Raw genomic sequence first — 21,079 nt, 5'->3', positions numbered from 1 at the left:
TGTCTTCTTCGTCGGGTGCGGTTGTTGCAAGCTCGCTTGTCCAAACTGGGACAAGGGGACTGTCCCTTTGTCCCAGTTCATCGGATTGGCGGGTGGTAGGTCTCGCTGATGACGGCTAGGCCGATGGATTGCAGCTTGGCGACGATGCCGCAGGCGAACGCGATGTCGTTGCGGGCGCGCGTGTCCCACAGCTTTGCGAGCGCGGCGTCGCGTGGGGCGCCGGCAGGCAGGGGCGCCGCGTCCGTCTCGGGCGTTTCGCACAGGTTTGCCCAGGTCAACAGGTACTCGTTGGCCCCGGCGGGTCGCGTGCCGTCGGCGTTGCGCTCGGCGTAGCGAAAGCCCAGCTGCTCGTGCAGCGCGCGCCAGCTTTCGTGCTCCCATTGGGCAACCAGCAGCATTTGCCCGCAGGTGAGCTGGCGTACGCGCCGCGCGCGGTAACGGGGCAGGCTAGCAAGCTGTTCGGGAACCAGCGCGCAGCCCAGCCGTTCCACGTAGCTGAGGATGCCGTCTGCCTGACGCAGCCCCTGCTTGATTTTGACGGGGTCTTGCGCGAAGAAGTCCTCAATGAGGTCGTTGCGGCCTGCGCCGGCCGCGTTGCGCCATTCGCCATGACATGCCAGGGCGATGTCGAATTTGCGCTTGGCCAGGACATACAGCGGGTTTTGCGCCGCGCGCAGCTTGTCGACGGCGTCGCAGAAGCCGAAGCGCCCAAGAGCCGGCTTGCCGCCGCCGTCTTCGAACGGGCTTGCTGCGCCCTGCGCGGAAGGCGCAGCTGTCGCGTTCTCGAGCTGAGTCGCCGCCGCTTTGCCCGGCGAATCCGGGGTTGCGCTTCCGAGTGGTTTCGGCTCCGGCATCGCATCTGTGCTCAAGCCAGCCTCGATATGATGGGGCAGCGCTTGCGTTTCTGGCTGCACGTGTGCGACGCTGGCGGTTTCGGCCAGCGCGGCAAGGTCGCTTTCGCTAAGCGGTCGAACGTCGAAGCAGCCGTAGCGGATGGCGAAAAATCCCATGCCCGGCAGGGCGCAAGCGGCGTCGATATCGGCTGCGCACAGCGAGCCAACGGCCTTTCCGCAAAGCGCACTGGCGGTTACAAGCAGAAGAAAACCCAGGTCAACAATCTGGTTCGTCAGCATGGGCGCAGCAACGCCTTTCGCGCGCGCCCAGGTGCACAGCGTGTTGTAGCACGCAAGCGTCGAATAGTCCGACGGTCGGCTCGATGTAACCAGCGACTCGAAATCAATCAGCCCCGCGCGGATGTCGGCGGGCGCGTTTCCGTACGCGCGCACACACACGTTCGAGGGCTTCAAATCCAGATAAAAAGCGCCGTGCTCGTGCATCGGCGCCAGCTCGGCGCCGATGTCGAATGCGATTTTCGCAACCTGCCGTGTGCGCTCGGTGCTTCCGACGGGCGCAAGGCGAACCCCGCGTCGGCCAGCTTCGATATGCGGTGCCGCGGCCCCTTCGCCGATCATATCCGCCAGCGAAACGCCCAGGTCCTCTTCGACCAAACAGGGGAAAGCCGGGCGATTGTCCGGAGCGTTGCCTACGTTGTTGAAGCCTGCCGCATCGTGCGTCGCGTTGCCCGCAATGCCTGAGAGCGCGCTGCCGCTGCAAGTATCGCGCGCGTCCGCGGCGGCCGCTGCTTTGCTCGCATAGCTTCCGCCCGTCGTTCCATTCACGCTGTCATTCGCGCCGCTGACCTGCGGTTTCTCGCGGTGGCACACGTCGAACACGCGCGGGCCGACCCCCAGGCTGTTCGCCAGCTCAAGCTTCTCGAATTCTTTCTCGAACGCCCTGCGGTCGCTGAAGAACGTGGCTACGACGGGAATGGCGTTCGCGCCGTCGGCGTCAACATAGCAAGCGCGATACGTCTCCTTGCGTCGCGACGACACGAGCGGGCGAGCGTGCTCGCCAAAGACAAGCCGCAAGCGTTCGCCAGCCGCATAATCGGCCCGCGACCAGCCTGTTTCCGTTTCGGTTTCCGCAGATTGCGAGCCCGCGGCACCGCCGCAGTCGGCCTCGGCTTCCGCTCCCGCTGTCAGCAATCCCGTAGCACTCTCGGTAGAGTCAACGCCACCGACATCCGCTCCTGCGGCCAGCGCGAAATCGCCTGCCAGCTGGCGCGCCCCAGCGCCCTCTTCCGCGGAAGGCACCGCAGCGTTTTCAGCAGAACGCGCCCTCACTTCGCGGCCACGGCTTCCTGCAGAAACGCGTAGGCTTTCGGCGATCCGCACACGATGCTTTGCGGCGCGGCGTACTGCATGGGTGCGCCGTCCCAGTTGCTGGATTGCCCGCCGGCTTCCGCCAAGATCAGGCACGCGGCGGCGTAGTCCCATGGTTTCAGGCGCTTCTCGAAATACCCGTTGATGCGCCCGCACGCCACGAAGCAGATGGCCAGCGCCGACGAGCAGATGCGCCGCAAATCCAGGCAGTGCTTGAACACGTTTTTCGCCACGTCGAACGCCTCGTCGGCCTCGTGCTTGCGCGTGGAACCGGCGCCGAACTCGATAAGGCAGCCGTCCACCGGGCGGTCCACCACGGCGATGGGCGCGCCGTTCAGCGTGGCGCCGCGGCCCGCTTCGGCGCAAAACACCTCGTCAGCGAAGGGGTTGTACACCACGCCGAACACGGGGCGCTCGTCTTCCACCAGCGCCAGCGACACCGACGACATGTTGTAGCCGAACACCAGGTTCGTGGTGCCGTCGATGGGGTCCAAAATCCAGCGCCGCCGCGCCAGCTCGCCGGGCTCCTCCTCTTCCGACATGAACCCGATTTCGGGGTGCAGCGCCCCCAGCTGCTGCTTCAGGTGCTCGCTGATGCGCAGGTCAACCTCGGTGACGAAGTCGGCCTCGCCCTTCATTTTCACCGACGACGACAGCGCCTTGTCGAAGATGATGGGGCGGGTTGACCTGACGGCGTCGATGACGGGTGCGAAATCCATGCTCATTTAGGCCTCCTTGAGGGTTTCGAGCAAATCGGGGCATTCGGACGCAAGGAACCGGTTGAGCGCGTCTTCGGTTTCGAAAACGTACACCTCGCCTGACTTGCAGCTTTGCTTTAGGTTGTCGCGACTGATGGCGTCGGCGAACGAACCGTCCAGCACGTAGCGGTCCTGGTGCGATGATACGCGAAAATCGTGGATGCCGCGCCGGTGACCTGCGGAAATCGAGAAGTCGCCAAACGTTTCGGCTATGCGCTTGTGCGCTTCGTAAATGCCGGTGAGCCGGCCGGCGTCGTAGGCGTATTCGGCGGTCCATTCCGTTTTGTTGCGGCCCAGGCGCGGCACCACGCGGCCGTCTTCGCCAAGCGCGGCCTTGTAGTTCACGGCGTCGGCGTGGATCATGCGTGGCGCGGTGGTCGAGCAGCTGAAGCGGATGGTGCCGATGCGCAGGTAGTCGGGCAGGCTTTGCGAAAGGTGCACGTGATGGTACGTTTTGCCGAACGCAAGCCCCGGCACGCCCTCGCGCGAGAAGCCGCGGATCCAGCCGGGCGTGGCGCCCGTGGATTTCGCGCCCTCGATGAACGTGGCCAGGCGCGTGCGCAGCTCGGTGACGCTTCCCACGGCGTTCACCGTGTTGCCGGCCAGGCTGTTCGCGAACGCCACTTGGCGGCGCGTCTGCGCGTCAAGCGTTGCGGGGTCCGCCGAAAGCGCGGCCGTGAGCTGGGGCAACTGGAACACGATGATCTTCTGCCCGTTTTCCTCGGCGTGCGCGAACGCGTAGCGCGCCTCAAGCTCGGTCCAGCTGGCACACGTGCCGTCGGGCAGGTCAAGCACCGAGCCGCTGCGGTCGGACAGCAGCAAGATGAAGTAGTCCGAGTCGTCGATCAGCTGCTCGATGTCGCGAAAGCCGTCTTTCGACTGGATGGTGAAGAACTCGGTGGAAATGGGGAAGGCGTCGAACGACAGCAGCACGTCAAGCACCGCGCGGCGCTCTTCGCGCAGCTCAGTGGGGCACGACACGAACGCGGTGTGCAGCTTCTTACTGGGCATCGGCGGCTCCTTGGGGCGAGGGCGCGACGGGCGGGCGGAGCGCGCCGTCAATCGCGGTTGTTTGACAGGTGAGTCCATGATAGCCGCTTGCGCCCGCAAGAGGTGCGACCTTGCGCGAATTGCCCGTCGCACCCGCCGATTGCCTGGCGGGCGCGACGCTATTCGTGATGAGAACCCTTGTGCTCGGGTTTCTTCGCGATGTTCGGCGTGATGGGCGAGAGGGGCGCTGGGCACTCGACGATTCCTGCACTTCGAAGTAAGCAGTTGGGCATCGCTGTGGGCGACACGGGCACGTTCGACCCGCAAACGAAGACCATCAATGCGATTTCCGGCGCCAAGGTGACGCTTCATTCGTTCTACAACAACCAAGAGGTTTCCGGCACCACCGACGAAACCGGCAAGATGGTCTTGAACATCGACGGCCTGTGCAGCGACCACCTGGCAGAGGTTGACGAACCGGTTGACAGCGAGGGAAAGCAGCTTGACTACCTTTCGTTCTCGAACCCTGCTATGAGGGTTTCCCGGCGGTCTTCTAGCAAGGGCATTTGCTGCCTTGTCGGCACAAGCCTTGTTCGTCAGGCGTACCTGCTCAAGTTCAACGAGGACTTGTCGTATCAATACGTGCCCATCTCGACCTACGATATGGCTGCGCTGCCCGATGAATACGCCGCAAGCCCGTTGGCGGCCGCGGCGGTGACACCAGCGGCAAGGGCGACACTGACGGCAAGGGCGACGGCTCCGCGCATCGACTCGTCGACACCGGCGACCACAACATCATCGGCAAACTACTCTTCGGCAACGGGAAACAGGAAAGCCCGCACAGCCGAAAGAGCGCAAACACCAAAGCGCCCAAGACCACATCCTCGGGCGCTTTCTATGCAATGGTAATCAACCCCAACAATCAACCCTTTCACGGTGAAGGGGCTACGCTGCGCGGAAGCGCAGGACCACTTTGCGGTCTTGGGTGGCTTGGGCTTCGTCGAAGGTGCCCGAGGCCAGCGAGGTTGAATCGCGGTCGCCGACGCCTGCGGCCGTGACCTGGGCCGGATCGATGCCTCGGGCGGTTAGGGCATCGGCTACGGCTTGCGCGCGGCGCGTGGAAAGCTCCATGCCATGGTCGGGGTACAGCTGAGAGGCGGCGGTGTGACCTTCGACTTCAACGGTGTAACCCTGCTCGCGAACCTGCTCGGCGATGCTGGCGAGCAGCTCGTCTGCGATTTCGGGGTCGGCGAAGGTTGCCTCGCCGCCGACGAACTGCAGCTGCGCGTCATCAAGGGTCACTTCGACGCTTTCACCAGGCGCAACGGTGGGAAGCGTTAGCGCATCGCTTTCGAACGCCATCACGGCGCATGTGGGAAGCTCGTTATCGCAGTCAAGCGGGGCAAGCTGGCCGGGCTCAACCACGGCCGTGCCGCCGCCTTCTTCCACTACGGCCGCAAGCAGCGCGGCGTTTTTGCCGGCGGCGGAAGCGGGCATCGTTTGGGCACCCGTGGTTTGTCCCAGGCCGTAAAAGTGCACGTCGATGCCGCTGAAGTTGCCGATGGCGTTCAGCTCGCGCAACTGCGCGGCAACGTCGTGCGCATCGGCGGCCAACAGCTCGGGCGTGGTGGCCAAAAGGCCGGTGGTCGAAATGCCGGAAGCCACAACGCAGATGGCCTTGCGGTCGCCGACGGCGTTTGCCTGCAGGTCGGACGCTGCAGCGTTCAGCGCCGCCAGCAGGTCTACTTCGGGCTTGCTGGCGCGCAGGTTGCAAGCGTCCTTGAATACGGCTTTCGTGCTTGTATCGGTCTCTTCGCGCTTGTTGGCCTTCGAGTTCGAGGTGGCCGTGTACACGGCGCCGTCCACGCTGCCGGCGGAGTCGACGGTTGACACGTAGCCGCAGCCTTCCACGGCCGCCTTCGCGAAAGCTAGCGCGTTGTTGGGGACGCGGAACGCCTGGCCTTGCGCGGCCGTTACCACCAGCGCTGCATCGGAGCATTCCACCTGGTCAGTGGGTACGGCGGATGTTTTCACGGTGTAGGTGCCCAGGGCTTGCGGTTCTTCGGTCTGCTGCCCGCAGCCGGCCAGTGGCGCCGTTGCCAGCAGCGCGCACAGCGCCACGGCCAGTGCGCGGCGGCGAACGGGGGAGGGGGTGCGAGACGTGCGTTTCATGATGGTCCTTTCGTTGCGGGTTTTCCGATGTCTGTACGGTAGCGACTGGGTTTTCGCCCCATTGCGCAACCGGTTTTCCGGCTGGGCCGCGTTTCGGCTGCGGGGCGGGTCGTCTTGAACAAATCCGGTTTCGTTGCTGCCGAGAGCTGTGTCCTCCGCCCGTTGCGCAACCGGATGCGCGGCTCGGCCTCGCACCGGCCGCTGGCTTGAAGCCTCGGGGCCTTTGCGCTGCTGTCATAATGCGGCGCGGCGTTCGGTCCCGTTGCGCAACGGCGTCAAACGCTTGCCGGTACCGTTTTCCCAGCAACAACGCCGAGGAAAGGAACCGATCATGGCGAAAACCCCTGTTGACGATGCGATTATCGTCGAGCACATCGCGAAGCTGCTTTCGGGTGCGGATGAGCCGACTGCTGCCGTTGGAGCGCCGGCAGCGGCTGCCGACGATGAAATCGAGCTGGTTGCGGCAACTGAGGACGCGGCTGACGTCGAAGGCGAACGCGACGCTTCCCCCTTGACGCCGCATGACGCCGCTGTGAACGCTTGGTCTGCGCGCTTCGGGGTGCTTGGCGTCAAGCTTTCCGTTGCTCTTTCCGCTTTGTGCACCAATCAGGACGACATCGAGGTCGCCGAGGAGCCTTTGCGCGCGCTTGCCTTGCTGCTGGAGAAGGCACCCGTTGCCGAAGACCAGCTTTGTATGCTCACCGACATGCAGTTGTCGCAGGTTGCGAAGCTGTGCCTGTCGGCCGGCGTTATCGAGCCGCAAGCTGCCGCAGAAGTTCGCAACTTGACGAAGAACCCGTCCGGCGATGGCCGCACGCGCTTGCGCTGTGCGTTGGCGCTGTGCCGCGTGCCCGACCCGGGGCGCTTGCCTGTTGCGTTTGACGAACACCGCTACGAAGCGGCACTTGTCGGTTTGCCGCCGTGCTATCGCGAGGATTTCGTCACCGCCGCCCAGGCGCTTCGTCGTTGCGTGGAGTCGGGACAGCGCGTGACGGTGTTGCTGAATGCGCCTTCGGGAGCGCCGGTTGACGATCTTGCTCGCGCGCTTGCAAGCTGCGTTTCGCGCGATGCGTTGCCGGCGTTGACCATCGATGCCGGTTCGTGTTCTTCCCCGCTTGACCTGATGGGGTGCGCGGCGTCGTTCTCGCAGGCAGCGCTGGGCATGGTTGCTCGTGGTTTGTTCGAGAGTGGGGAATGCGGCGTAATCGTGCGTAACGCCCACACTCTTGCGAATTTGAAAAAGTCTGACGGCGATCCGGTCCAGTTCCTGAAAACGCTGGCGCGCTGCGGCACTTTTCGCGATGCCTACTTGGGCATTCAAGCGAGGTTTTCGCAGCCGTTGATTATCGTTTGCGATGCCGCTTCGCGTGACAAAGGCTTTGCTTCGTGCTGTGCCGTCAGCGCTACGGTCCATGCGTTGACGCGTGACGAGAAGGTTGCCGAGGTGCGCCGCCAACTTGACGCTGCCAAGGTCGAATACGCCTTTGACCTGCCCGAATGCGTGGTTGACGGCTATTGCTTCGATGATGGTACCGAGTCGGTGACAAACTGCTGCTGCCTGCTCGCTGCGTCTGCCGCGCAGCGCGAACAAGGCGTTGCGCTGGATGCGAAAGGCGTTGCGAAAATCCTTCCGGCGCCGAACGCAAATGACCCGCGCGTGTGGTACGGGCTGAAGCGCGCCGCGCTTTCCTCGGATGTCGACGATGTGGCGTGCGCGTTGCTGGCCTCGGCGCTTGACGACGCCGATCCCGCGAGCGAGCACGCGCGTCGCCGCTTGAAGGTGCTTCTGGATGCGGTCCCCGATGGTACGCGCTTGCCGACGCCCTCAAATGCCCAGGTCGTAGATGCAATTGAGCACACGCATCCGCTGCTTGGCGGCATCGATGGCATGGCGAAGGCGGTTACCGCAAGCTTGCGCGCCGCGCATCCGCGCCCGCTTTTGCTGGTGGGCCCGGCGGGCACCGGTAAAACCACGCTGTGCGAGTCGTTGTCGGCTGCGCTTGGCGGTGTGCCGTTCGTCAAGCGCGACTTCCCCGGCCTATCCGCGTCCGAAGTGTTCGGCTCTCGCACCGCGCCTGGCCAGCTGACCGAGGCGGCGGCTGCGCACGCTGGCGCGCCCGGCGTACTGCTTATCGACGAGGTTGACAAGCCTGGCTGCTGCGACGCAACGGCGCTGTTGTCGCTGCTTGACGAAGGGCGCGTTGCCGATTCGTTTCTTAACGTGCTTGTGGACCTGTCGCGTTGGCTGGTGGTGCTTACGGCCAATGACCTGGACAAAGTGTCGCCTTATCTTGTTGACCGCTGCACCATCGTGAGCGTTCCCGGCTACACGCCCGAGGCGAAGGTGGGCGTTGCGAAGGCGGTGCTGGTGAAGCGCCTGGGCGAGAAGCTGGGGCTGGCGGGCGCGGAAGTCAGCGACGACGCCCTGCGCCACCTGACGCAACTTGACGATGCCGCTGGCCTGCGTGGATTTGAAAAGCGCCTTGAGCAGCTGCTTGCTTACGCGGGCGAAGGCGGCCGCATCGACGTGCAGCAGACACGCGAACTGTTCCCGGCCCGTCCTGCTGCAACCAGCGGCATTCGCGTGGTCATGAGCCGCGGTGGGGCTGCGGGCGGCGCGGCGCTTCAGTGCGTGGGAGCGGTGTCCAGCGAAGGCGCTTCGGGCGTTTCGTGCTTGTCCGATGCGCCTGCCGTGGAGCGCGGGATTACGTTGGTGCAGGTTGCGTTGGCGCAGCTGCGCGTGTTTCCGAAGGCCGTCCAGCTGTTCCTTGCGGAAGCGGATGACCTGCAGGGATGCCGTTGCCCGGATGCCATGCTCGGCTTCGGCGTTGCCTTGGTGCTGGCGGATGCGGGCTTGTCTGCGGAACTCGAGCGCACGGCGTTTTTCGGCGCCACGCGCCCTTCGGGCGAGGTTGCGCTCGACTCGTCCGATGTGTTGGAGAAAGCTCCGTTCATCGTTGCGCGCGCGGCGGCGTATGGCTGCGATGCGCTGGTGTGCCCGGTGTCGTTCGCCACCGCGCCCGAGGCCAAGCGGGCTGCTGAGCATGCGCGCGTGGACCTCATCGGCGTTGCGCGCTTGGAGCAGGCCATCGAGTTCGCCAAGGACGCCGTGCAGCTGCACGAGCTGGTCATGACGCTGTAGAGGGAGCTGTGTTAGCCGATTCTCATGGATTAGGCCGTTGCCGGCTGCGGTGCTCGAAGGCGGCGCTGCTGTGGGGAAGGGGCGCCGAGCTTCTCCGATGCCCCTTCCTTCTCTAGCTCTTTTGCTCTTTCTGACACGCTGTCGTACGTTGCGCGATGAAATCGGCGGCTTCCTCAAGGCTTTCGAAGTATGCTGCTCCGTTGCGTTTTGCCAGCTCACCGGTTTGGCGTAGCGCGCGTAGCTGGTGCGGCGTGAATTCCTTGCCGCCATCGGGCGCGGCTAGCAGCACCATCACCGTGGAGGCAGGCCGCTTGTTCGAGTCGTCCACCGCTTCGGCAACTGAATAACAGCCTTCCATCAGCGGGGTCAAGGCGTACAGCACGATATCGGCGTGCGCGCGTGCGTCAAGTTCGCGTGCACGCGCGGCTTCGTTCCATTCGCTCACAACGGGGTCGAAGTAATCGCAGGTCAAAAGCGGGATAATTCGGCTGCGCCATGTTGATCCGTTGCACGTGCCGCCAAGAAAAACCAGCGGCTGGTGCGCCTTGGCCGTGTCGCTTGCAAGTTGTTCCATGCTTGGCGCTCCCGTCTCTCAACTGCCTGCTCATCGGCAAAACTGCCTTGCAGGCTTCTCTTAATAAAGTGTAGCAGGTTGGCCGCGCCCGCGCCTTGCCGCCGTTGCGCAACGGCGGCGTTGGGCCTCTTGCATACTGATGCCAGCGGCAAACAAGCAAGCCGAATCGGATTTGTCGCAGCAACGTTCCCACAGGAAGGGAGAGAAACAATGGCAACGGCAACACAGCTGCGCGAGGCGTTCGTCAAGGAACTTCGTCGCGAAGGCATGAAGTTCGAACTGTTGAGCGAAGAAGAGAACATCGTGGTGATTCCCGTGAAAACGCGTGGCGTGAAGTTTATCGTCTTCGTCGACTTCGATGAAGATGGCGATGAGGCCGACACGGTCAATTTCGTCGAGCCGTCAATTGCGCGCGTGGTTGACGCGGCGAAAATTCCTGAAATCATCGTCAAGCTTAACCAGGTCAACAGCGATTATCGTTTCGCAAAGTGCTACCTCAACGACGCTCGAGATCGAGTTGCATGCGACTACAACTTGATTGTTGACGAGCGTAACGCCGGCCCCGTTTGCGTGCGCGCGTTGCGCATCGTCGTCTCTTGCGCCAGCCGCTATATCGAGGAACTGGGCGATTTGGTGAAGACGTCGTAGGCGACGGGTTTGCGCGCGGCCCTGCGGCTTTGCGGGTTGAGGCTTGGCGAAGTCGGACGCTGTGCGCTTGTTCGTCGCGAAGCATTTATCCGCTTCGCGTGACATATGCAAGCTAGTCAAAAGGAGGCGCACTATGGGTTTTGGCGGGAATTCGCAGGTTCGTGGCGGGGCCGAGTTTCGCGCTTTGCGCGAGTACATGGGGCTGTCGGTGGAGGATTTTGCTCGTGTGACCTGTGCTTCGGTGAGCAAGGTTGTAGCTTGGGAAGGGCTTTCGGAGCACATTCCCGGCAAGGTTTGGCGACTGGTGGACGAAGCGGTGGACGTGTTCGATAACCTGGTGGACGACCTTGCGGACGTAGAGGTTGCTGATTGGCGTCCTGGCGGCGAAAACCGTCCGATTCCCTTGCCGTATTTTCGCTCGCAGGAGGAATACCAGGCGTATTGCGACGCTCGTGGCTTCGAGCCTTTCGAGGGCTGTGATTTCGGTGTCGACGGCGTAGCCCCGTTCGGTTTTCGCAACGCCGCTACGCGCGAAGCGGCGCACCGCCTTCGTGCGGCGGGGCGCACGGTTGTTATGGGGTATGTTTCGGATGACGGCCCCGCAACGGTGCTGAATTGCTATGGCGTTGAGATTAGCTATCAGGCTGCCGTCTCCCGCATGGACAAGGAGCTTCGCGAGAAGGCGGAAAAGCGCCTGGGACCTTGCACGGCTCAGGAGCTTTTCGAGCAGTATCGCATCGCTCACCTGGGCGTATTCGGCGAGGAGTTTTCTCCTTCCAATCCGTTCGCGGTCTATTCGGCCGACGATGGCAGCTTGCGCTTCTACAATCGAAACGCCGCGCCGAAAGAAAGGGATGTTTTCGAAGGGAAGACGGTGTCGAAGCTGTTTGCGCTTGGCGTGCCTTGGACTCGCGTCGACTTTGCCGACGTTGCAGGTGATGTAACCGCTATCGAGGTGGTGGATGAGGGCATCAAGCCGCTGTTTCTGAACGGCTGGTTTTCGGATTTCAAGAAGCTCAAGCGCGCGGATTTGTCGCGTTTCGATACATCCGGATGCCTTGATATGGGCAGCTTGTTCAAAGGTTGTGCGCAGCTCGAACAGGTTAACTTGTCGGGCCTTAACACGGCTAGCGTCACGAACATGACATGCATGTTCGCCGGCTGCGAAAGCCTTGTCTCGCTTGATCTTTCCAGTTTCGATACATCGAGCGTTTGGGGCATGGCCCGCCTGTTCGAAGGGTGTTGCTCGCTTAAGGACGTGGACCTTTCCGGCTTTGATATGTACAAGGTTGAGCTGACGACCTGCATGTTCGCTGGCTGCGCTGAACTTGAGAAGTTGGATTTGCCGGGCGTTTGCGCGCTGATTGACGCTGGCCGCTCGTTTTTGTGGTGCAGCTTGAAAGATACTTCCGGCATGTTCGATGGCTGCGACAAGCTGCGGCTTGTTAACGCGTCTTCGGACGATCGGCCGATCGTTTTGCCGGGAGTTTCGGACCTTGAGGGAAAGCTTGTCTGAGCAGGCATAAGGCATAGTGCCTGCGGCGCTCGGCCGTTGTTTACAGTATCGAGTTGCAAAATCATTTCAAGAAAAGCGAACGTTTGTATTGACAGTACAGGCGTTCGCTTTTATAGTAGGTGCAACGAGCCAGTGCGAACGCTCGGCTTCATGCCGTGTCCAAGCAGGCGAAGGGTCCCGCCTTCGGCCCATACCACGTTCGCAAGATCCTCTTCATCACGGGAATGCGGCGCCGCGCCGCAGGGAAGGGGGTAGTTGTGCCCGAACTCAGCCGTTTCTACGGGATTATCGTTACCATGTATGTAGAGGTTGGGAGCCCTCATTCGCTTCCGCACATTCATGCGAAGTATGCCGACAAGAAGGCGGTATACTCGCTCGAAGGGCAGGTGCTGCGCGGCGGTTTGCCAATAAAGCAGCACAAGCTTATGCAGGCATGGATTGCGCTGCATGAGCAGGAATTGCAAGACAATTGGTATCTCGCGTCGCATCGAAGCGATTGCTATCGAATCGAACCTTTGCGCTAAGGAGTGGCGGTGTGCTCTAGGGAATGGGATATTGGCTTAGACGTAGTGGCCGTTTGTGCCGATGCCAATCATACAGTGGTTGTAACCTGGACCGACGGCTTTGTCGGACGATTCGACGTGGCGTCATATCTTGAGCACTGTCCTGCTTCGTGGCAGCACGTGCTTGATGCTGGCTATTTCCAACAAGTTCGCATTGCGGAAACGGGTGATACCATCGAATGGCCCGAGGGCCAAGATGTTGCGCCTGAAACCTTATACGAACAGGCAATACCGATCGATGCTGCACGGTAGTTTGCTGCCGAAGGCGCTGCACGGATGCTCGGTTGCCGCAATCTGAAAGACCGCGCCGGGAAGAGCTAGCGGCGAATGAAACGCACGGCTCTTTAGGCTCACGATACAAGGGAATCCTTTATGGCTGATATTCATACATTCGAGGGCGAGGACATCGTCGAAACGCTCGCAGCGCAAGCCGAAGGGCATGAACCGGGGGAGCTTGGCGCGCTGGCGTACCACTTGTACGACACAAACCCCGACCTTACGGAAGAAGAGGCGTTCGAGGCGTTCACGGGCTGGGTTGCCGATCGCGGCATTGAGCTGTGGCCGCACCAGGAAGAGGCGCTCATATCGCTTATGGTGGGCGACCACGTGATTTTGGGCACGCCTACAGGCAGCGGCAAAAGCTTGGTTGCACTGGGCATGCATTTCATGGCCATGTGCTTTGGGGAGACGTCGTACTACACGGCGCCCATCAAAGCGCTGGTCAGCGAAAAGTTTTTCAGTTTGGTGGAACTTCTGGGCCGCGACAACGTGGGCATGATCACAGGCGATGTGCACATCAACACGGATGCCCCCATCATCTGCTGCACCGAGGAAATCCTGGCGAACCAAGCGCTGCGCGAAGGCCCTGACGCGCTTATCCACAGTGTCGCCATGGACGAGTTCCATTTCTTCAGCGATACCGATCGCGGTTGGGCGTGGCAGGTGCCGCTGCTTACGCTGCCGAAAACGCAGTTTTTGCTTATGAGCGCCACGCTAGGGGACGTCACGCAAATCGCCGATTTGCTGCGTCGTCAAACCACGCGCGACGTGTCGAACGTCATCGATGCCCCGCGTCCCGTGCCGCTGTCGTACGAGTATGCGCTCACCCCGCTTGAGGGCACGGTGGAGCTGGCGCTGCGCAAGAACGAGGGCCCGCTGTACATCGTGCACTTCTCGCAGGACGCGGCGCTTACCAGCGCTCAGAACCTTGCCAGCTATGGCGTGGCCACCAAGGAGCAGCGCGAAGCGGTGAAGGAAGCCATGAAGGGCGCGCAGTTCTCCACGGCGTTCGGCAAAACGCTCAAGCGCTTGCTGGGCTGCGGCGTGGGCGTGCACCATGCGGGCATGCTGCCGCGTTATCGCTTGCTGGTGGAAAAGCTGGCGCAACAGGGCCTGCTGCCCGTTATCTGCGGCACGGACACGCTGGGCGTGGGCATCAACGTGCCCATCCACACCGTGGTGCTGACGCAGCTTACGAAGTTCGACGGTCGCAAGATGCGCCGCCTGCGCAGCCGCGAGTTTCACCAGATTGCCGGTCGTGCGGGTCGCTCCGGCTTCGACACGGAAGGCGTGGTCATAGCCGAGGCCCCCGAGCATGAAATCGAGAACCATAAGGCCGAGGTGAAGGCGGCGGGCGATCCGAAGAAGCTGAAGAAGATCAAGAAGAAGCGTCCGCCCGAGAACTTCGTCAACTGGAACGAGGACACGTTCAAGAAGCTGGTCGATTCCGTGCCCGAGCGGCTGACGCCGCGTATGCGCATCACGCATTCCATGGTGCTTGCCGAGGTTGAGCAAGGTGGCAACGCCCGTGCTCGCGTTGACCAGCTTATCGATGACTCGCTGCAGCCCGACGAGGAAAAGGTGAAGCTGCACGTGCGCGCCGCCGAGGTTCTGCAAACGCTCATCGATGCCGGTGTGGTTGTGCACGATGTGGATGAAAACGGCCAGGACGCATATTCCGTCACCATGGATTTGCCGGAAGATTTCGCGCTCGACCAGCCGCTGTCGCCGTTTTTGCTGGCGGCGCTGGAGCTGCTTGACCCTGAAAGCCCCGAGTACGCGTTCGACCTGGTTTCCATGGTCGAGGCAACGCTGGAAGACCCGCGTCAGGTGCTGCGTGCGCAGGAACGCAAGGCGCGCGACGCGGCTATGGCGGAGATGAAGATGGATGGCGTGGACTATGACGAGCGCCTAGAGCGCATCGCCGAGGTCACGTATCCTAAGCCGCTGGAAGACCTGCTTGATGCGGCATTCGGCAAGTACTGCGATGCAGTGCCGTGGGCGCGTGATTACTGCCTGCGTCCGAAGTCGGTGCTGCGCGATATGCTGGAAAGCGCGGCCGACTTCAAGGGCTATATCCAAAAACTAGGCATCATGCGCTACGAGGGCATTTTGCTGCGCTACCTGTCCGAGGCATTCCGCGGCCTTGACCGCACCATCCCCGAGGACAAGCGCACCGAGCAGCTGAAGGATATCATCGCTTGGCTGGGCTTGGTTGTGCGCAGCGTCGACAGCAGCTTGGTGGACGAGTGGGAAAACGCCGGGTCGGTGCTTGATGCGGCGCCGCCTGATGCAGCGGGTGCTGAAGCGGTGGTGCATGATCGTCGCGGTTTGACCGTGCTGGTGCGTAACGCCCTGTTCAGCCGCGTGCGCATGGCGGCTCATCGCGATATCGTCGGCTTGGGCGAAGCGGATGGCGAGTGGGGCTTTGGCGAGCGCGCATGGGCTCAAGCGTTGGATGAGTACTATGAGGCGCATGAAGAGATTCTGCTGGATGCCGATGCGCGGTCGAAGGCGTACCTCATCCTGAACGAGGCCGACGAGGAAGAAGCGCATGTGTGGCATGTGCGTCAAATCTTCCACGACGAGGATGGTGACAACGATTTCGCCATTGCGGCCGATGTCGATCTGGACGCCACGCAGGCCGGCGACGGGGTTGTGTTCAAGGACTACCGCGTGGGCTTTGCTGAAGACTTGCTGGGCGAATGGTAGGTTTGGCGGGGTGGCAGGTTTGCTGGCAACGCCGCGATAACGCTTCGGTGTCAGTGGCAACGAATTGATACCGCTTGCATGACAAATGAATCGGCATTTGCAAGCTGCATGCTAGGCTTATGGCGCGGAGCCGTATTCGGTTTCGCGCCAGGTGAAAACCGTAAGTCTACGCGCAGAACGGAGGCCGAATAATGGGTATCGAAAACGTTGTCGTTGCTGGTGGTGGCGTGCTGGGAAGCCAGATAGCGTATCAGGCGGCTTACAAGGGCTTCAACGTAACCGTATGGTTGCGCAGCGAAGGCTCCATCGATCGCGCGAAGCCGAAGTTCGAGCAGCTTCGCCAAACGTATTTGGAAACGCTTGAGGCCATGAAAACCGACCCTGCTGCTTATTGTCGAGGATTGGCTGATTCTCCTGAGCTGGCGGCTGATCAGATCGACCAACTCAAGCAGAAAGCACAGCAGGCGTTCGAGGCCATTCGCTTCACCACTAGCTACGAGCAGGCCGCATGCAACGCCGATTTAGTCATCGAGGCTATAGCCGAAGACCCCGCTCAAAAAGATGCGTTTTACGCTGAGTTGGCGAAGTATCTGCCCGAGCAAACCATTTTGGTAACGAATTCTTCAACGTTGCTTCCAAGCCAGATGGCGCAGGCAACGGGTCGCCCGGAGAAATTCCTGGCGCTGCACTTTGCAAACCGCATATGGCGCAACAACACGGCAGAGGTCATGGGCCATCCGGGAACCGACGCGGCTGCTTATAACGCGGTGGTACAGTTTGCCGCTGATTTGGGCATGGTGCCGCTGCAGCTGCACAAAGAGCAGCCGGGCTATATCTTGAACAGCATGCTTGTTCCGTTTCTCAACGCGGCAGAAGCGTTGTATGCAACGGGCGTGGCCGACCCGGAAACCATCGACAAAACGTGGATGCTTGGTACGGGCGCTCCGCTTGGCCCGTTCCGTATCCTTGACATTGTTGGACTGACCACGGCGTACAACATTGTGGTGCTTGATCCGCGTACGAAAGACCCCGACTCGGTGCCGGCGAAAATCGCGGCTGCTCTTAAAGAGCGCATCGACGCAGGTAAAACGGGTGTTGATGCCGGCGAGGGCTTTTATCGCTATCGATAGCAGCGACCGAGCGAACGCTTTTGGGGAGGCTTGGCAATAAGCTATTGGGCGTTAAAAATCGCGAAATTATTTTTTGAGAGTCCCACGCGTGGGACTCTCAAATTGTCCTTACCGCGTAATATGCACAACAACAAAACGGCAAGCGCAGGTAAGGAGCCCTCCCATGTTCACGAAGAAGCACACGCCAACGTATGAAGCAGTCGCAAGCGAGATGAAGGCAATGTCCGGCCGCCATGCCCGCCTAGATCGTGTCGCGCCCGCGCCCGCTAGCGTTGATAGCGCGTCAAGCTGCTCCGATATGGTTTCCGCTGCAGAGCTTGAGAGCAAGTTTCAGGAGTTCTTCCGCATGGGCGCTGTGGTGGCCATCGGCGAGTTGTACGACGAGGGCATGCTTGGCAACAAGGAAGCCGTTGCTGAGGACGTGCGCGACTACCTGGACAGCTTCGGCGTTGCAGGGCTTGATGATATCCGCGCACTGGGCATCTCGGGTCCGTATCTGGAAGACTTCGAGCGCATGTACGCTATGCCGGCAAGCTTTCCGCCGGCGGCTTAAACGGGGGCTGCCTCATTCGCTTAATCCGCGCGCATGCGCGCACCATTCACTCACATTTTGCATCATGCCAGCTTGAAGGCAGCGGGCAAAGCGCGTTGTCCGGAACGAATCTTCGTTAAGAGGTAGCACATTTGTCACGCAAATCGCCTATGATGTCCCTGTACACCGTGCGGGGGACGTACGCGGGTTACGGCGAGGGAGAGCGGCATGGCGAAGGAAATCAGCAAGGAGCGCTTGTTGGCGCTTCTGAAGATCCTGTTCGAGCAAACGGACGATCAGCAGGGTCTTACCATGGAGGAAATCCTTTCCGCTCTTGAGGACGCCGGCATCTCCGCCGAGCGCAAGGCGTTGTATCGTGATTTCGATGCGCTGTGCAAGGCAGGTATTGAGGTGTCTCGCCAGCGGTGCAAGCCCGTTCGCTATTATCTGGCCAAGCGGCCTTTCACGCGTTCGGAATTGCTGCTGCTTGTCGATGCGGTGCAGGGCAGCAAGTTCATCACAGCTCGACAGTCGGCATCGTTGGTTCGGGCCATCAAAAGCCTTGGGTCGAAAAGCCAAGCGCAGGGGCTTGAGAAGCGTGTGTTTGTTGGCGGGCGCGTGAAAAGCCAAAACGACAGTGTGTTCCGCAACGTCGATGCCATTCAAGAGGCCATCACGGCAAAGCGTAAGGTTACGTTTACGTATGCCAGCTATGATTGCTCGGCGCATCTGCGGCTGCGCAACAAAGGTCAAACGTACACGCAAACACCGGTGCAGCTGATGTACTCGGACGGCTTCTACTACCTGGTGTGCTTCAGCGATAAATACAACGATTTCGCGAACTATCGCATCGACCGCATGCGCAACATCGGCGTATCGGACGAGCGGGCTTCCCGCAACGCCGCTATCGCCACGTTCGACGTCAACGAATACGAGCAGCGCATGTTCAACATGTACGCTGGCGAATCGCTGCAGGTGACGTTGCGGGTGAAAGAGTCTGCCATGAACGCCATTGTCGACCGGTTCGGCAAAGACGTGCAGGTGGACGATGCAGGCGATGGTACGGCGCGCGTCAGCGTCGTTGTAATGGGAACGCCGGTGTTTTTCGGCTGGGTTTCCCAGTTCGAGGGTCAGGTTGTCATCGAGCAGCCAACATCGTTGCGTAAAACGTACGCGAATTACTTACGCGGCCTTCTGGAAAGCTACGAATAGCTCGGCGGTCGCAAGCAGCGCGTGCCGGTTTTGCGTCGAGTTCGGGTGAATGCCTTTGCGTGGGGCGCTTAAGGTTTGCGGGTAGCGCATGACCTCGGTTTCTATTTGGCGTGAGCGGCTAAGGGGCTGCTGTTTGACGCTTGGCGGTTAAAGAGCTGAGACGTATGTGACAACGAGGGTGATTTGCTCTGCCTAGCATGATGCCGGCGGCAGGCGAGGTCGATGAAAGCCGTGCAGCTTGCTTGGGCGGAAGATTGTTCCGGCGCGATATTCTGCGTGTGAATCGGCGGAATGTGCAGTTGCGGGCGCTCTCCGGTTTTCCGCTCTGCTAAGGTGGGGGTGTACCGCATGAAAGGACGCGCATGGACCTGAGCAATTTCGAACCGCCGTATGATGAGGCTGTCGACCGGCAGCAGCACGGCGCGTTGTCGCTGCAAATCGGGTCCTTGTATTACAACGATGGCTTGACGTTCGACGACCGCGAGTGCTTCGACAAAGCGCGCGAATTCTATGAAAAAAGTCTGAGTATGGGCAACCCTCAAGCAGCGGTCAATCTCGGCTACATCTACGAATATGGGCGCTTAGGCAAAGAAGATGGCGAGCGCGCGCTTGACCTATTCGAGCGAGCGGCGTTTTGCGAGCACCCCGAAGCGTTGTATAAGCTTGCGGACATACTGTATTGGCGCAACGTGCCTGTTGACGACGAACGGGCCGCTGATGAGCGGGCGTTTGCGCTGTATACGAAGGCACATCGTCTTGCGCAGGGTTTAAACGAGCCCGATTGGTTGGGCAGCTCGGCGCTGCGACTGGCGGGGTGCTTCGAACGAGGTCGAGGGTGCGAGCGCGACTTGACGTTGTCGCAAGCGTATTACCTGCAGGCGCAGGCGAAATTCGAGATGGCGCTTGGCGATGGGTTGGACTACTACCGCGACAAGCGCGACGACTGCCGGCACGGCATTTTGCGCATCAGCGAACTGACGGACGAATATGCCCAGTGGAAGCCGCTGCCGGTGGGGGCGAAGTTCGACGCTGATGGTTTGCTGCGCGTCAACGCTGATGCCCTTGTGCCCGCTGGCTGTTATCGCACCAGGTCGGGCGAACACGTCATCGTCAATAAGCAAGATTTCGAGGAAGGCCGTCGTGTTGACCGGCGCTTCGAGATTTTACGCACAGCGCGCATGGTGGAGTTCAACCTGGCCATGCGCGATGTGTTGGAGAACCGCAGCCTGGTGCGCATTACGTTCGACGAATTCGGCGCAGCTATTGAGCAGGAGCTTGGCGTTATGGGCCAGCGGGAGTTTTTGCAGCTTGACCCCGAAGACGCGGCTATGCTGCGCGGCCAGTTGCTTGGTTACGAGCTGGCCGCCTGGGAAGAGCGATACGAGCCGTATCGCGCGCAATCGGGCGACGGCCTGGAGTGGAGCGTGGACGTGCTCAACGATACGACGGGCTTTTCCACGAAAGGCGCCGGCGCGTGGCCGTATTACCTGCCGTTCTTGTTCGAAGAACTGAGCCGTTACGGCATCGCGAACATGTGGACGCGCGGAAACTAGCGCTTGCATCGGGCGCAGCTGCGTGTCCGTTTGCGTAATCGACGCTTTTGAGGGTTTGACTTGCCCGCTGCTCGGCCGGTGACGGTGGCCCTTGCGTTTCGCCGCTAGAACGGGCAATTTGTCGCACCGGTGCTACCGTGCTTTTGTTAACGCTTGCTGCCTTGTCGGCTGATGCCGCCTTTGTGGCCGCATGCTTTGTTCGGCCCCATGCCCTTCGCCGTGCGCACGTTGCCAATGAACTGCTGCCCGCAACGCGCCTGCTTGCGTGCCGCGAACTCGTTCCAGGCCGCGCGATTTTTCGATGTCATGCCGTTACCTGCTTTCTCGTTTTGCCTACGGTAATTTACCATGCTTCGGCGCTAAACGTGCGCCTGGTGGCGGTACAATTGGCGGGTTGCAAACTTGAGGAAAGGAAGCGCCGATGGCGTCGTTTGATTTCGAAGGCCATATTACCGACATTGTGGATTACCCGAAGCCGGGCGTCGTGTTCAAGGACATCACCACGCTGCTAAAAGATCCGGACGGGTTCGCGGCAACCATCGATGCCATTGCCGACCATTTCGCCGAAGCGGGCGTGACGAAGGTTGTGGGCGCCGAAGCCCGTGGCTTCATGATCGGCGCGCCGGTTGCCTATCGCCTGCATGCGGGTTTCGTACCTGCGCGCAAGCCGGGTAAACTGCCGCGCGAGGTGCGCAGCGCCAGCTACGAGCTGGAGTACGGCACCGATGAGCTGCAGATTCACGTTGATGCCATCGGCCCCGACGACGTGGTGCTTATCGTGGACGACCTGGTTGCCACGGGCGGCACCGCCGAGGCCCAGGTGAAGCTGATCGAGCAGTTCGGCGCGAAGGTAGCGGGTCTGGGCTTCCTTATGGAACTTGCGTTCCTGAACCCACGCGAAACCATCGCCAAGGTTACAGACGCAGAAGTGTTCTCGCTGGTGAAGGTGAGCTAGCGGAGCGTCAATCGGCGTTGTTTATAGAGCGAAACGAAAGGCGGCCGGATGCGATGTTTCCGGTCGCCTTTCGTTTGAGGCTTGGGCTTGCGCGAGATGGCTACTGCAGGATTGCTGCTCT

At 61.1% G+C, this 21,079-nt stretch carries 18 protein-coding genes; 12 read left to right on the top strand and 6 right to left on the bottom strand.

The genetic code is table 11. The features are described 5' to 3' along the window. Positions 1 to 77: 77 nt before the first annotated feature. Genes ET524_RS09490 through ET524_RS09480 form a run of 3 tightly spaced genes read right to left on the bottom strand, consistent with a single transcriptional unit; the run spans position 78 to position 3,991 of the window. A complete protein-coding gene (locus ET524_RS09490) occupies positions 78 to 2,183 on the bottom strand; it encodes a BUD32 family EKC/KEOPS complex subunit (protein ID WP_129425319.1) in 2,106 nt (701 codons plus the stop codon). Then, positions 2,180 to 2,947 (bottom strand): inositol monophosphatase family protein, encoded by a 768-nt coding sequence (locus ET524_RS09485; protein WP_129425317.1) that lies wholly within the window; start codon positions 2,945 to 2,947, stop codon positions 2,180 to 2,182. The genes ET524_RS09490 and ET524_RS09485 overlap by 4 nt, the downstream gene beginning before the upstream one ends. Next, positions 2,948 to 3,991, bottom strand: coding sequence for a DUF4062 domain-containing protein (locus ET524_RS09480; protein ID WP_161566677.1), 1,044 nt, complete (start codon positions 3,989 to 3,991; stop codon positions 2,948 to 2,950). 264 nt (positions 3,992 to 4,255) lie between these two features. On the opposite strand from ET524_RS09480, the gene ET524_RS09475 reads away from it, so the two are divergent. After that, complete coding sequence (locus tag ET524_RS09475) at positions 4,256 to 4,879, top strand: hypothetical protein (RefSeq protein ID WP_161566676.1); 624 nt, start codon at positions 4,256 to 4,258, stop codon at positions 4,877 to 4,879. A 36-nt stretch (positions 4,880 to 4,915) separates the two neighbouring features. Here ET524_RS09475 and ET524_RS09470 read toward each other — a convergent pair whose 3' ends face one another. Then, a complete protein-coding gene (locus ET524_RS09470) occupies positions 4,916 to 6,142 on the bottom strand; it encodes an OmpA/MotB family protein (RefSeq protein ID WP_129425311.1) in 1,227 nt (408 codons plus the stop codon). A gap of 331 nt (positions 6,143 to 6,473) precedes the next feature. Between ET524_RS09470 and ET524_RS09465 the strand changes: the two genes are divergently transcribed. Continuing rightward, the gene (locus tag ET524_RS09465; RefSeq protein ID WP_129425309.1) at positions 6,474 to 9,284 is read left to right on the top strand and encodes an AAA family ATPase; all 2,811 of its coding nucleotides are present in this window, start codon (positions 6,474 to 6,476) and stop codon (positions 9,282 to 9,284) included. A 112-nt stretch (positions 9,285 to 9,396) separates the two neighbouring features. On the opposite strand, the gene ET524_RS09460 is transcribed toward ET524_RS09465, so the two are convergent. Next, complete coding sequence (locus tag ET524_RS09460) at positions 9,397 to 9,858, bottom strand: TIR domain-containing protein (protein WP_129425307.1); 462 nt, start codon at positions 9,856 to 9,858, stop codon at positions 9,397 to 9,399. Between the two features lie 210 nt (positions 9,859 to 10,068). Here ET524_RS09460 and ET524_RS09455 point away from each other — a divergent pair, with 210 nt between their 5' ends. The 9 genes from ET524_RS09455 to ET524_RS09415 all read left to right on the top strand — a co-directional run bounded on the left by ET524_RS09455 (position 10,069) and on the right by ET524_RS09415 (position 20,003). Next, positions 10,069 to 10,506 (top strand): YbjN domain-containing protein, encoded by a 438-nt coding sequence (locus ET524_RS09455; protein WP_129425305.1) that lies wholly within the window; start codon positions 10,069 to 10,071, stop codon positions 10,504 to 10,506. Positions 10,507 to 10,639: 133 nt separating this feature from the next. Further along, positions 10,640 to 12,022, top strand: a complete 1,383-nt coding sequence (locus tag ET524_RS09450; RefSeq protein WP_129425303.1) for a BspA family leucine-rich repeat surface protein — start codon at positions 10,640 to 10,642, stop codon at positions 12,020 to 12,022. 257 nt (positions 12,023 to 12,279) lie between these two features. Further along, the gene (locus ET524_RS09445) at positions 12,280 to 12,546 is read left to right on the top strand and encodes a DUF4160 domain-containing protein (protein ID WP_129425301.1); all 267 of its coding nucleotides are present in this window, start codon (positions 12,280 to 12,282) and stop codon (positions 12,544 to 12,546) included. Between the two features lie 9 nt (positions 12,547 to 12,555). Further along, the gene (locus ET524_RS09440; RefSeq protein WP_161566675.1) at positions 12,556 to 12,837 is read left to right on the top strand and encodes a DUF2442 domain-containing protein; all 282 of its coding nucleotides are present in this window, start codon (positions 12,556 to 12,558) and stop codon (positions 12,835 to 12,837) included. Between the two features lie 120 nt (positions 12,838 to 12,957). Continuing rightward, positions 12,958 to 15,576, top strand: coding sequence for a DEAD/DEAH box helicase (locus ET524_RS09435; protein ID WP_129425297.1), 2,619 nt, complete (start codon positions 12,958 to 12,960; stop codon positions 15,574 to 15,576). 191 nt (positions 15,577 to 15,767) lie between these two features. After that, a complete protein-coding gene (locus ET524_RS09430; protein WP_129425295.1) occupies positions 15,768 to 16,706 on the top strand; it encodes a 3-hydroxyacyl-CoA dehydrogenase in 939 nt (312 codons plus the stop codon). Between the two features lie 163 nt (positions 16,707 to 16,869). Continuing rightward, a complete protein-coding gene (locus ET524_RS09425; protein WP_129425293.1) occupies positions 16,870 to 17,259 on the top strand; it encodes a hypothetical protein in 390 nt (129 codons plus the stop codon). A 207-nt stretch (positions 17,260 to 17,466) separates the two neighbouring features. Next, positions 17,467 to 18,450: a helix-turn-helix transcriptional regulator gene (locus tag ET524_RS09420; RefSeq protein WP_129425291.1), complete on the top strand. Its 984-nt coding sequence runs from the start codon at positions 17,467 to 17,469 to the stop codon at positions 18,448 to 18,450. Positions 18,451 to 18,812: 362 nt separating this feature from the next. Beyond that, on the top strand, positions 18,813 to 20,003 hold the full coding sequence (locus ET524_RS09415; protein WP_129425289.1) for a tetratricopeptide repeat protein: 1,191 nt from the start codon (positions 18,813 to 18,815) through the stop codon (positions 20,001 to 20,003). Between the two features lie 146 nt (positions 20,004 to 20,149). Here the strand turns inward: ET524_RS09415 and ET524_RS11590 are convergent, their stop codons facing one another. Continuing rightward, positions 20,150 to 20,311, bottom strand: coding sequence for a hypothetical protein (locus ET524_RS11590; RefSeq protein WP_161566674.1), 162 nt, complete (start codon positions 20,309 to 20,311; stop codon positions 20,150 to 20,152). A 113-nt stretch (positions 20,312 to 20,424) separates the two neighbouring features. Between ET524_RS11590 and ET524_RS09410 the strand changes: the two genes are divergently transcribed. Further along, complete coding sequence (locus ET524_RS09410) at positions 20,425 to 20,958, top strand: adenine phosphoribosyltransferase (RefSeq protein ID WP_129425287.1); 534 nt, start codon at positions 20,425 to 20,427, stop codon at positions 20,956 to 20,958. The last annotated feature ends 121 nt before the right edge of the window (positions 20,959 to 21,079 follow it).

Source organism: Senegalimassilia faecalis, from assembly GCF_004135645.1.
Taxonomy (GTDB): Bacteria; Actinomycetota; Coriobacteriia; order Coriobacteriales; family Eggerthellaceae; genus Senegalimassilia; species Senegalimassilia faecalis.
Note: the sequence above shows the minus strand (reverse complement) of the source record. Positions and strands in the feature narration are given on the sequence as shown.